Below are 12454 nucleotides of genomic sequence, written 5' to 3'. Positions count from 1 at the left end.
TTTTATATAGAAGGGGTCAGTAGTCAATAGATTAAAGGAAAGTTCAATTCAGCAGATCCTTGCTCTTGCCCAACAGCAGCAATTTATTTTCCGATACCGGATACATCTTTTGGGCGTTGTATTTCCCGAAACTGCAACCCACAATTTCCTCGAAAGCCGCTTCGAAACTCGCTCGAGTGGAGAAACCCAATTCACCCGAGATACGTGTAGGGTCCATCTTCCCTAGAACTTTCAGATCAATATGTTCCAGAAAATGGGCGATGCGCTTCTTATTGAGGTAATGCTCCCATGAACCACCTAAATGATTCTCCACTGCCTTTTGCAGCTCCGAAATGGAAAACGTAAAATTAGACTGCAGATCCTTCAATTGGAGGTTCTCCCGCAGATACAGCTTCTGTCCAGTAACCAGCTGATCGATGACCGAAGCGTAATAGCGCAATTGGTTCAACTTGACCGGAGCATGATCATTATCCGAAATGGTCGACAATGCATTTTGCTTGAGGAGGTATTTGATGCGCAATTGGATCCGCGTAAAATTCCTGTAATAGAATACCGTCAATAAGGTCAGGAGGGCATATCCGTAATCTGGGACTAGGAGAAGATAGCGTGTTCCGAAGATAAGACCATTACCCAGGATCAGCAAAAGCACGATGATCTTTACCGCAATGAGGGCCAAGGCAAGTTGTCCGTCGATGGTTGTCGACAGTTTATCCCATTTCTGCCGTTTTGGAAGAATGGAAGTCAGGTCATATACCAAGGCGATCACGAACAAAGGTGCTCGCGCCTGCAGTTGGAAGAAACGAAGATAATCATAGACGAAACCGTCTGCGATCTGGTGTGCAAAGAACGTATGGAAGATAAAGAATACAAAAAAGAGGGTAAATGGAAATATGGCCAACAACACCAGATATCCGGAGGTACGGAATTCCGAAAGATTGTTGCGGATATATATCGAGGTTACCGAAGCTAGGCACAAACTCAGGCTACTTTTAAAAAGTTGCAGAACAGGATAAGAAAGCCTTGGCAAAAAGTAACTATCCAACAACACGATCACCGACCCAAAGGCTAAAAACCGGAGCAACTCCGCACGTTCATCACGCACGGTTCTGATATTAAAATAAAGGAGTACAATCAGCCCCAGAATAACCGTTAGTATCAGCAAATAAGCCATAAAACAAGTATAACCTACTAGTATTAAGAAATTAAAAAGATGAGATTAATTTTTCTGATAATTCCTTAATAAAACAGTGTTTGTAGCCATTTTAGCGTAATATTTCAGCTTGATTTCGGGAATTGGTGTGGATGGATGGCGAACACGAATTTTTTCTTGCTAAAAAGCAGCAAAAAACAACAGGAGTTGAAGGTCCATTCAACTCCTGTAAAACTGTTATTTAACCGTTGAAAATTAGGTATGCATTTATAAGGTCACTTCGATTTGCTCACCTTTTTTCAAGACCCTCACCTGCTCTCCTTTCTTACCGGCAATCTTATAATCAACCACTTTACCGTCCTTCCACTGGATATCGACGGTATAATTTCCACGCGCCTTCAATCCTTTTACCTGTCCGTCTGCCCAAGCTTTCGGCAGGGCTGGCAGGAGATGAATGGCATCGTCATGGCTCTGGATCAACATTTCCGCAATTCCGGCGGAACCACCAAAGTTTCCATCGATCTGGAATGGCGGATGGGCACAGAACAGATTGGGATAGGTTCCAGCTCCAGCGCCTCCATACGTTGTCTGTTGGTTAAGTGCTGGCTGTAGCAATTGCCTCAATATCTCCAAGGCATGATCGCCATCGTGGAGGCGCGCCCAGAACAAGATCTTCCACGCCCTAGACCAACCAGTCCCCTCATCTCCCCGGACCTCCAATGTTTTCTTGGCGGCAGCTGCCCATTCGGGTGTGCTCACCGGTGAGATAAAATGCGCTGGATATAGTCCATACAGGTGCGAGACATGGCGATGCTGGGGTTCCACCTCTTCATAATCTTCCAGCCATTCCATCACACGCCCCGACTTGCTGACACGGACAGCTGGCGGAAGAAGCTTGATATCCTCCTGCAGCGCCTTCGCAAAAGCATCATCCAAGTTCAAAAGCTGATCGGCAGCAATCACAGATTCGTAAAGCTCCCGCACAATTTGGTTATCAATGGTCGGCCCCATCACCACTGCAGCGCGCTTGCCATTTTCCATCCGAAAGCCATTCTCCGGCGATACCGAAGGCGAGGTTACATACCACCCGGTCTTCGGATCCTTAACCATCGTCGCTTTATAAAATTCCGCTGCCTCTTTCAGCACCGGATAGATTTCCCGCAGGTAATCCCTGTCTCCCGTAAATTGATAATGCTCCCAAAGGTGATTGCATAGCCAACCCGACGCTGTACTTGCCCCCCAGGAGGCATGCTCCCCGGGTGCGGTATAGCCCCATGGATTGGTCATCATATACACCACCCATCCAGGTGCATCGTAATAGGCTTTAGCTGTCTTCTTCCCTTCTACAGCAATATTCTTGATCATCGCAATAAAAGGAGTATGGTATTCCGATAGGTTACTGACCTCAACACCCCAATGGTTCATCTGGGCATTGATGTTCAGGTGGTAATCGCCATTCCAAGGGGTCTGGATCTGATGTGCCCATAAGCCTTGCAAGTTGGGTGGTAGGGCTTTTGCCACCTTCGGAGCCGTACTGGAAAGGGTCAGGTACCTGCCGAATTGATAATACAGGGCGGCCAACCCATTATCCTGACCGGGATCTTTGTAGAATGCAGCCAGTCTTTCGACAGTTGGGATTTGATCCTTAGGCTGCGCATCCGTTAACTGGAGCGACACCCGGTTGAACAACGGTTTGTATTCGGTGTCATGGGCTTTGTCCAGAGCAGCATAGCTTTTGGTTTCTGCCTTTTTCAATTCTTTTTCCACGTAGGCCACTGGATCATGTCCATAATAACTTGTGGATGCTGTATACAGCACCACTGCTTCATCAGCGCCCTTAACAATAATTTGGTTATCGTGATTCTGTAAGGTCCCACCTTTCACCAGCACTTTAAACTTGGCTGCAAACCGCAGCCCCTTCCCGCCTTTGCCATCCGGCAAAGCACCAGAAATCAGGATCTCATTACCATTTACACGGTGTGAATCCACGTGTTCCTCGCGATAGAAATGCATAGCGAAGGTGATGGATTTCTTCTTATCGGCTTTCAATTTAATGACACCAATATTATCGGCAAAGGAGGTGAAATATTCGCGTGTATATTGCACGCCATCATGTGTAAACGCTGTATAGGCTTTTGCCTCAGCGAGGTCTAACCATCTTTTGTAGGCACTTGGTTGCCCTTGGTGAAAATACAGGAAATTGAGGTAGCCAAAATTCTGAAACGCACCGTAAGGTACATTGGCACCATTGCCTTGACCTGACCCTTCCCCAACACAGACAAAATTCCGGTTCACGAGGGCTTCGGCTTCGTCGTTTTTACCAGCAAACAGCAAGCGCTGAATATCGAGCACACTATGTTTTGCCTCATAGTTATTGGCATCCTGCTTGGACCCCGACCACATGGAGATTTCATTCAGCACGATGGCTTCATCATTGATCTTGCCATCCGGCATCATGCCAATCTGGCCATTGCCAAGAGGTAGGGTTTCCTCCCATTGCTGGGCAGGTTCCTTATACCATAATTTCATATCCTGCGCTTGGGAGATCCCGGCACAAAAGAGTGCAACACCTGCTAAAATATACTTCATGTTTCTACTTCAAATAAACTTCAAATTCCGCAACGGAAAACGCCTTATCCGCACTCAGGACATCCTTGGGAATGAACCGGATATAATGCGCCTCTTGAGGTGCTGAGAACGTAATGTTCTGCGGGGTAGCATTGGCCTTGATGTTTGAAAATTCGCCAATGTGCACGGTATTCCAGGCCTTGCCATCCATACTGAGCTGCACCTCATATTTGGTAGGTACGCCAGCCAATTTTCCATCGCTCCGTGGTGTGTAACTCATTCCGATGATTTGCTGTGTCTTTGCCAACCGGATTTCCACGTACTTCGGATTGCTCAGCAGTGTTTCCCATACCGTCGAGGTATTGTTATCCAAGGCAAGGGCAGCATTTTTATCGCCTGAGATCATTTTCAATTGATCTTTAGGGACCTTATTCCGATCCAGGACATCAAATTTAAAATCCGATGGAGCCTCTTTAAATAGGGCAAAATCACTAAGTGTCGGCGCAACAGGAGCATAAAGTGTGACCCGTAATTTTTGTGCTTTCACCGGTTTGTAGAGCTTGATCAAGCGATTGGCACCGATACTGGTCGCTTTAGCAAGAGGTTGCCAGGCATTGTTCGCCCATGTTTCCACCTGTACGCTATCCAAACGCTGACCCAACTTGATATTTTCCCGCAAGCGGATCAGGTCAAACTCCTGCTCTTTGGGCAGGGTAATCTCGATAGATGGATTATGTACGTTATCATCCGATGCATAATAGGTATAACGGTCCTGGTCGAACAAATGCTGCACATTGAACTTTTCGTTGTTCTGGCGAACATTGGAGGCCTTCGCCTGTGCACCTGCAGCCAGATTCTCTGCAAATGTCGCTTTTATCTTTTCGCCAAAAGCGGCCAGGGATTTCACATCATTATCGTGCAATACCCCCTCTGGCATTGGCGCAAGCCCTAGATTCATGCCACCGCCACGGCCAACGGACTTCAGGTAAATCTCAAAAAGCTGATTTGGGGTCTTGACCTTATCGTTCTGGTCTTCGTGATAGAACCATCCCGGTCGCTGGGGCACATCGCATTCAGCAGGGATCCAGTACTGTCCGCCGCGGTCTCCTGTTGGCAGATTGCTGTCATCAACCTCCCCGGGAACCGGTGTTTTCCCGTCCTTACTCCGGGGGGTGAGTGTCGCCCAGCTCGTTTCTGCTGCAAATCCCTTTTCGTTGCCCACCCAGCGCATATCCGGACCGACATCCGAAAAGATCATCGCCATGGGCTGTAACTCCCGAACGATTGGCCATGTTTTCTCGTGCCATTCGTAATATGTACTGCGATCGATGGTCCGCTTTTCATTCTTCCCACCATAATATCCGTCGCCCCCATTGGCGCCATCGTGCCAGGAGGTAAATAAAGGCCCGTAATTACTCATCAACTCCCGCAATTGATCCCGGTAGGCATCCGCATACGCTTTTGAACCATAGCGGGTATCATTGCGATCCCATGCCGAAAGGTACACGCCGAACTCAAGACCATTATCGTGGGAGGCTTTCATGAATTCCTTAACCATATCTCCCTTCCCCTCTTTCCATGGGGAACTCGCTACGCTGTAGGTCGTAGTCTTGGTCGGCCACAAGCAGAAACCATCGTGATGTTTCGCTACGGAAATCAAACCTTTAAATCCGCCAGAAGCTGCTGCTCGAGCAATCTGGTCGGCATCAAATTTCGACGGATTGAAAATTTGCGGGTCGGCATCGCCAAATCCCCATTCCTTATTCTGGAAGGTGGTCGGCGTATAATGGATCAGGGTATACATTTCCATTTCGTGCCATTTCAACTGTCTTTCCGATGGCAGTGCGCCATACGGAGCAGGTTCAGTCTGGGAAATCGCAAGCATAGGACTTAACAGAAATAAGGCAAATAGGTTAGATTTTTTCATGATTGATTTTAATGAACCCTTAAGATACAGAAATACCCAAATATTTCAAGCCCAGCCAGCGTATGCACCAGTTATTTTACAAAAAACAGAATGCCAGCCCACAACGCAACGGTTTGCATTCGAGGATTTTAAAAAAATCTCATATTTTAATCGACCAAGCGAGTGGATTTTCCTGAAAAGTAAATAAATTTGTCAATCATGAATAACGAACAATCCAAAATAATCCGCGAACAGGCCCAGCGTTCCAACTTACGGGAGCACTCTGTTCCGCTATACCTGACATCCAGTTTCATCTTTGACAGTGCTGAGCAAGGGCGTGCGGTTTTCGCCGAAGAAGAAGAGGCGATGGTCTATTCCCGCTATGCCAATCCGAATACGACGGAATTCATCAATAAGGTTTGTCTACTGGAAGAAGCTGAAGCCGGTTTGGCATTCGCATCCGGTATGGGTGCAGTTTTTGCGACCTTCGCCGGATTTATCCAACAGGGGGACCATATCGTTTCCTCCCGTGCGATCTTTGGATCTACGCATCAGTTATTCACCCAGCTTTTCCCAAGATGGGGTGTAACCACGACTTACGTGGATGCCATTAACCCTGAGGAATGGGAGAAAGCCATCCAACCCAACACGAAATTTATCTATCTGGAATCCCCATCCAATCCTGGTCTCGAATTGGTTGACCTGGAATGGTTAGGTGGACTCAAGAAAAAATACCCGCATATTATTTTCGCTATCGACAATTGTTTCGCAACGCCATACTTACAGAAACCATTGAAGTACGGTTTCGACCTTTCCATCCATTCCGCAACGAAGTATATGGACGGTCAAGGACGTGTTTTGGGTGGTGTGATTGTCGGCAATCAGGAACTCATCGACAAATTGATGTTCTTTATCCGTCATACGGGCCCGGCCATGTCTGCTTTCAATGCTTGGGTGCTTTCCAAGAGCATCGAGACCTTGGGCTTGCGCATGGACAGACACTGTTCCAATGCCTTGGCTTTAGCGCAGGAGCTGGAGAAGCATGCAGAAATAGCGGATGTCAAATACCCGTTCTTGCCATCACATCCGCAATATGAATTGGCAAAGAAACAGATGAAAGCAGGTGGTGGTATTGTCACGATCGAAGTAAAGGGCGGCAAAGAAAGAGCCTTTAATTTCCTGGACAATTTGAAAATGATCCTATATACTTCAAACCTTGGCGATTCGCGCAGTATCGCCACACATCCGGCCTCCACGACCCACTCTAAATTAACAGAAGAAGAGCGGGAAAAATTGGGTATCCGCCCGGGAACTGTTCGGCTATCAATCGGTATAGAAGACCAACAGGATATTATTCAAGATATTCTTCAGGCCTTGGATGCCTCGAAATAAAAGATTAAAAGGTATTATAAAAATAGAAAAAGCTGCTTACGATAAAATAAGCAGCTTTTCTTTTATGTTTCTTGATACGGATTACAATGCCGCCAATGCAGCATCATAGTTTGGTTCTTCCGTAGTTTCAGCAACTTGCTCGGTATAGATCACCTTTCCATCCTCACCGATTACCACCACACTGCGGCTCAACAATCCTTCAAGCGGACCATCGACGAACTTCACGCCGTATGCCTGATCGAATTCCTCATTCTTAAAGTCCGAAAGTGTAACAACATTGTCCAAACCTTCGGCCGCGCAGAAACGGCTTTGCGCAAATGGAAGATCCTTAGAGATACACAACACCACGGTATTGTCCAATCCGGAAGCCTTCTCGTTAAACTGTCGAACCGACATTGCGCAAGTACCTGTATCGATACTCGGGAAGATGTTCAAAATGACTTTCTTTCCGTTGTAATCTTGCAATGATTTTTGTGACAAATCGCCAGCTGTTAATGTAAAATTGGGAGCTGTTTCACCTACTTTAGGTAAATTTCCACTGGAATGCACTGCATTTCCTTTAAATGATACTTCTGCCATAAAATAAACTTTTTGTTTTTCTTTATTATGAAAACTAATATACCGGAATTATGTTTTGATTAAAAATTATAAGGTCGGGATTTATTAAAAAATGACAAAGTTTTATAAGTAAATTATAAAAATTTTACTATGTTAGCATATCAATAACCGATTATAAGGAAAATTGCTAATCAATAACTCTATGAAACGATTACTACTCTGTTTGTTATTAGCTTCACCTTCGCTCCTATTTGCGCAGGGTTCTCAAGTAAATACGCAAAGCCAGAAGGCTGTGGGTATGGCTGGCGCAGGTTCAGCACTGTTTGTCGATGAAACATCGATAGTTTACAACCCAGGCGCCTTGGTAAAAATGGATGGCAATGCCAGTCAGGTCGGCGGAAGCGCCATTATGTATCGTTCTGCTTTCCAGGAAAGAGGAAGCAACGATGTTCATCACACGAAATTTCAAGTCTCGCCACCATTTGGTGTTTATGCTACATTTGGCCCTAAGGGTGCGTGGTGGAAAGCCGGGATCGGTGTTTACACCCCATTCGGCGGTGGTGTAGACTGGGGAAAAGAATGGCCTGGCCGCTTCTCCTTGACACACCTGTCCATGCGTGCCATTTACATCCAACCAACGGTCAGCTTTAAGCTTACCGACCAGTTCAGCGTTGGTGGTGGATTTGTGTACAATATTGGTCTTGTTGATCTTGGCCGTGCATTACCGGTATTTTATCCGGATGGAACAGCAGGACAAGCAACTTTGAAAGGAACAGGTACCGGAATGGGCTATAACCTTGGTGTACATTACAACCTGGATGACCAATTTGCCATTTCCCTAAACTACCGTTCGAAGGTCGTTACGAAATTGGAAGGTGGAGATGCTGAATTTGAAGTACCAGCAGCCTTGGCGGCAAACTTCCCGAACGGAAAATTCGATGCCGAACTGCCGTTGCCTTCTTCCTTCAACATCGGGATTGCCTTCCCATTGGGTGAAAAGGTAAAAGCAGCGATCGATGGTTCCCTGATCAACTACAGCATTTACAAGGAATTGGTATTCGATTACGAAAACAACACACCAACCCTACAGGATACGCGTTCGGAGAAAAAATACCAAAATGCCTTCTCCGGGAAAGCAGGTATCAACTATGAGGTTAGCGATAAATTGGACTTACGCGTAGGTGCGGGGTATGTGTACACGCCGGTGCAGTCGAAATATGTTTACCCAGAGACGCCGGATAACAACCGGGTAATGGCAGCTGGTGGTTTGACCTATAAATTCAACCCAAATTGGCAGATGTCCGCAGCGTATGTATTCCAGAAAATCCTGAAAAGAACGACGACAAATGCGGAAACACAGTTGAGCGGTGCGTATGAGACCAACATCCATGCACCAGGTATTTCCGTTTCGTATTCTTGGTAGACTCTAAATTATGAAAACAATGAAAAAGAACTTTAAACTATATATCGGATTAGCAGCCCTAGCGCTCGCTACTTCATGTAAACCTTCTTTGGATGAGTTTGAACCAGCAAAAGGTTCAGCGGATTTCTCGCAATTCATCGCTGTAGGGAACTCGTTGACCTCCGGGTATGCGGATAATGGACTATACCTTGCAGGGCAGCGCGTCGCATTCCCGAACCTGATGGCAGAGCAGTTCAAAACCGTTGGTGGTGGAGCTTTTACCTCTCCATTTTTCAGTGAGGCCGAGGCCAATGGCTCCGGTTACCTACGATTGAAGGGATTTGATGAAAACGGTAGTCCCGAAACAGAATTTGTACCGGCACAAGCCGAACGCGGAAAGAACGCATTGGGCAATCCTTTGTATACCAAACATACCGATCCGATCCAGAATTTAGGGGTTCCGGGGATGCGCCTGGACCTTGCTTTCGCAGAAATCTTCGGGTCGCAATTTGGCAATCCTTACTTTGAGCGTTTATTGCCAGAAAACCAAGTTGGCAAAACAACCTATATGCAATATGCCGTAAGCCAAGAGCATACTTTCTTCTCCTTTTGGTTAGGTAATAACGATGTGTTGGGTTACTCCATGAACGGCGCAGCAGCAACGGATGATCCAACCAAAACAATGATCAGTGTAGCGCAGTTTACACAATTGTACAATGCCTTCATCAACGGATTGACTGCTAAGCAGCAAAAAGGTGTTGTTGCGACTATTCCGGATGTTACGGTTGTTCCTTTCTTCAACACCGTTACGTTACAGATGATCAACGCAGGATTGGCCGCAAATCCGGCAACAGCTAACCTAAAGCTGTTGATCAAGACCAAAACAGGTGTTCGTCCGGCAGAAGAGGGCGATCTATTCGGTCTGACCTTCCGCGCAAACATTGCTAGGTTTGGTCAAAACGGATATGGATTTTCACCACTCAACCCAATTGAGGATTCCGCAGTCTTGGATAAAGCTGAGGTAGCTGAAGTATTGCAACGCATCAAGGAATTGAATGCTGTAATCAAACAGGTTGCAGACAGTAAAGACCTCGCCTTGGCTGATGTAAATGCCTTCCTGAACAAAGTGAAAGCAGGATACAACTACAATGGCGTTCATATCTCCGCAGCCTTCATCACAGGTAATGCATTCTCTCTAGACGGTATCCACCTGACTCCGATCGGAAATGCTGTGGTAGCCAATGTCTTTATCGATGCCATCAATGCGAAATACAATTCGAAAGTACCGAAAATAGATGTCAGTAAATATGGGGGCGTCAGCTTTCCCAACTAGTAATACCCAAAACAAAAGCCCTTTTAAAGAAGGGCTTTTGTTTTGGGTAGAATTGAGATTGGAGATGTGAGATGTGAGATAGAAAGGGGGATGCAGGATGACCAGAGTACAATTGTCCAACGCTATTGTCCTGCCACAACTTTTGCGCTAGTATTGTTTTAGGCTTTAAAAAAGGCAGGTTATTTTGGGAGGGAATAGGCGCTATACAACCCCGGAGGGGTGTCACTATTTTAGCACGAGCTATAAGATTAAATAGCCCTACCATCCCGATTTTTGGTTTGCTAAAGCAAACCAAAAATCGGGATGGTAGGGCTTAATGATGTGTAGGGGTGTTTCTAAAATAGTGACACCCCTAGCGGGGTTGCAAGGTGGCTAATATAAATAATGCACAAAGGTTTTTGATACGACATAAGGAAGCTAAGCTGGGGGAAGAATCCCATGTCACGGTCTTAGGCACAAGAGACCCACCACACAACCAACCGCACAACTCTTGCGCCAGCGGATTTTGGCTTGGAAAATTGGGTGATGATGGTTGATATAATAACCCATACAACCTCGCTAGAGGTATTTCTAAAATAGTGACACCCCTAGCGGGGTTGCCAGCCTTACCTTCAACGGGTTCTACCCTACTCTGTAAAGACAACTATTCTACCCTTCCGTTTACCAATTCTAATCCCTATTAGCTACCTTTGTTCCATAAAACATAGATCATGAGAGTTCATTTAAAAAGACAAAACCAAGGAGTGCATTTCGAGGCTTCCAGCGAATTATCAGCGGTTAAGGTACATGTGGATGGTCCGGAGTCGATCGGTGGCGAAGGCAAGGGCGTAAGACCCATGGAATTGGTGCTGATGGCGTTGGGATCCTGCAGTGTATTCGATTTGACTACGATCTTGCAGAAACAGCGTCAGGATCTTCAGGATATCGATGTGGAAGTTGTGGGTCAACGCCGCGACGAGATCCCAAATATCTTTACGCAAATCCACATCACCTTTAAACTGAAAGGAACTATTGATGAGGCGAAAGCACAGAAAGCTGCCGAATTAGCGGTAAAGAAATATTGCTCTGTACACGATATGTTGGCCAATGGCGGCATCGATATCACCTACAGTATCGAAATCAATAAGTAGAGTTTACTTTAAGACCAATTTGGACGGATATACCACATCTTGCGGAGTTGTGGTATATTCTTTTTTATCGATACAGTCAAACAGGATCTCCGCGGCTTTCTGGGCCTGTTGATCTGGATACTGCTCGATACTCCCCATCGGAGGATTATCCATGTATTTCCACAATGGATAATTCGCATAGCTGATGAAGAACATATCCTGATTCAGGACAATTCCCCTTTGTTTGGCGTAACGGATCAGGTCGAGGGTCACGAAATCATTGAAGGACACCACTGCTGAGGGTCGGTCGGCCAGGTTACAGATCTTTTCCATTGCGGCTTCATTGCCCTTTTCCGTTAGATCCGTATGCACGATAAATGCATTCTTTTTGTCGATTCCTTTTTTCTGAAGCGCCTGTTGGAATGCTTCAGCTCGCTCCTTCGAAGCCAATAGCGATTCAGGTCCATTGATCAACGCGATGTTCTGATGCCCACGATCCACAAAGGCACTGATGGCTTCCTCCATCCCTGAAGAAAGGTCGCTGTATACCTTGTGTACATCTTTCAGATCGGGAACACAGTCGAAGAATACAATGGGAATTTCAGTCTTTGCCAAAGTTTGCAAGAAATCCATATCGCCGGTTGTCTTGCTCAGGGAAATAAGGATTCCATCCACCCGGTGTTTCTTGAAGGTCTGGATAATGTTCAACTCACGGTTTTCTTCATCCAGGGATTGCCCCAGGAGCACGGTATATTTCTTGTCCTCAGCAACATTCTCAATGGCAGAGATCGCTTCGGAAAAGAAAGGTTCCGATAATTTCGGCAGAATGACCCCGATGGTAAAAGTCTTACGCTGCTTGAAGAAGATTGCCGTCTGATTGGGTTCATAAGCCATCTCTTCTGCCATTTTCTTTACCCGCATTGTGGTCACCAAGCCAATACTCGGGTGATCGTTCAACGCGCGAGACACCGTTGAAGGTGAAATCTTGAGTTTCCTTGCGATTTCCTTGATCGTGGTTGGTTTATTTCCTGCCATG

The 12454-nt window shown here is 46.1% G+C and carries 9 protein-coding genes; 4 read left to right on the top strand and 5 right to left on the bottom strand.

All coding sequences use genetic code 11. The features are described 5' to 3' along the window. Positions 1–43 precede the first annotated feature (43 nt). From G6N79_RS06290 to G6N79_RS06280, 3 genes are all read right to left on the bottom strand, one after another. Entirely contained in the window at positions 44–1171 is a 1128-nt protein-coding gene (locus G6N79_RS06290) for a helix-turn-helix domain-containing protein (protein ID WP_103906824.1), read from the bottom strand. A gap of 246 nt (positions 1172–1417) precedes the next feature. Next, entirely contained in the window at positions 1418–3739 is a 2322-nt protein-coding gene (locus G6N79_RS06285; RefSeq protein ID WP_103906823.1) for a glycoside hydrolase family 95 protein, read from the bottom strand. Between the two features lie 4 nt (positions 3740–3743). Next, entirely contained in the window at positions 3744–5645 is a 1902-nt protein-coding gene (locus tag G6N79_RS06280) for an alpha-L-fucosidase (RefSeq protein ID WP_103906822.1), read from the bottom strand. Between the two features lie 198 nt (positions 5646–5843). Here G6N79_RS06280 and G6N79_RS06275 point away from each other — a divergent pair, with 198 nt between their 5' ends. After that, positions 5844–7016, top strand: a complete 1173-nt coding sequence (locus G6N79_RS06275) for a trans-sulfuration enzyme family protein (protein WP_103906820.1) — start codon at positions 5844–5846, stop codon at positions 7014–7016. A gap of 81 nt (positions 7017–7097) precedes the next feature. Here the strand turns inward: G6N79_RS06275 and tpx are convergent, their stop codons facing one another. After that, positions 7098–7595, bottom strand: coding sequence for a thiol peroxidase (gene tpx, locus G6N79_RS06270; RefSeq protein ID WP_103906819.1), 498 nt, complete (start codon positions 7593–7595; stop codon positions 7098–7100). 181 nt (positions 7596–7776) lie between these two features. On the opposite strand from tpx, the gene G6N79_RS06265 reads away from it, so the two are divergent. The 3 genes from G6N79_RS06265 (at position 7777) to G6N79_RS06255 (ending at position 11439) form a co-directional block, all read left to right on the top strand. Next, positions 7777–8997 (top strand): OmpP1/FadL family transporter, encoded by a 1221-nt coding sequence (locus G6N79_RS06265; RefSeq protein ID WP_103906818.1) that lies wholly within the window; start codon positions 7777–7779, stop codon positions 8995–8997. A 19-nt stretch (positions 8998–9016) separates the two neighbouring features. After that, positions 9017–10309 carry an SGNH/GDSL hydrolase family protein gene (locus G6N79_RS06260; protein WP_103906927.1) on the top strand — a complete coding sequence of 431 codons (1293 nt, stop codon included), beginning with the start codon at positions 9017–9019 and terminating at the stop codon, positions 10307–10309. A gap of 710 nt (positions 10310–11019) precedes the next feature. Then, positions 11020–11439 (top strand): OsmC family protein, encoded by a 420-nt coding sequence (locus G6N79_RS06255; protein ID WP_103906816.1) that lies wholly within the window; start codon positions 11020–11022, stop codon positions 11437–11439. A 3-nt stretch (positions 11440–11442) separates the two neighbouring features. On the opposite strand, the gene G6N79_RS06250 is transcribed toward G6N79_RS06255, so the two are convergent. Beyond that, positions 11443–12453: a LacI family DNA-binding transcriptional regulator gene (locus tag G6N79_RS06250; protein WP_103906815.1), complete on the bottom strand. Its 1011-nt coding sequence runs from the start codon at positions 12451–12453 to the stop codon at positions 11443–11445. Between the last annotated feature and the right edge of the window lies 1 nt (position 12454).

The organism is Sphingobacterium lactis (genome assembly GCF_011046555.1).
GTDB classification, from domain to species: Bacteria; Bacteroidota; Bacteroidia; order Sphingobacteriales; family Sphingobacteriaceae; genus Sphingobacterium; species Sphingobacterium lactis.
The sequence above is the reverse complement of the archived record's forward strand: the minus strand, read 5'-3'. Positions and strand labels throughout refer to the sequence as shown.

Bases quoted from the DNA above. Each gene is read 5' to 3' on its own strand.
- G6N79_RS06260 (WP_103906927.1), top strand. From the start codon at position 9,017: ATGAAAAAGAACTTTAAACTATATATCGGATTAGCAGCCCTAGCGCTC.
- tpx (WP_103906819.1), bottom strand. From the start codon at position 7,595: ATGGCAGAAGTATCATTTAAAGGAAATGCAGTGCATTCCAGTGGAAAT.
- G6N79_RS06290 (WP_103906824.1), bottom strand. From the start codon at position 1,171: ATGGCTTATTTGCTGATACTAACGGTTATTCTGGGGCTGATTGTACTC.
- G6N79_RS06280 (WP_103906822.1), bottom strand. From the start codon at position 5,645: ATGAAAAAATCTAACCTATTTGCCTTATTTCTGTTAAGTCCTATGCTT.
- G6N79_RS06255 (WP_103906816.1), top strand. From the start codon at position 11,020: ATGAGAGTTCATTTAAAAAGACAAAACCAAGGAGTGCATTTCGAGGCT.
- G6N79_RS06275 (WP_103906820.1), top strand. From the start codon at position 5,844: ATGAATAACGAACAATCCAAAATAATCCGCGAACAGGCCCAGCGTTCC.
- G6N79_RS06265 (WP_103906818.1), top strand. From the start codon at position 7,777: ATGAAACGATTACTACTCTGTTTGTTATTAGCTTCACCTTCGCTCCTA.
- G6N79_RS06285 (WP_103906823.1), bottom strand. From the start codon at position 3,739: ATGAAGTATATTTTAGCAGGTGTTGCACTCTTTTGTGCCGGGATCTCC.
- G6N79_RS06250 (WP_103906815.1), bottom strand. From the start codon at position 12,453: ATGGCAGGAAATAAACCAACCACGATCAAGGAAATCGCAAGGAAACTC.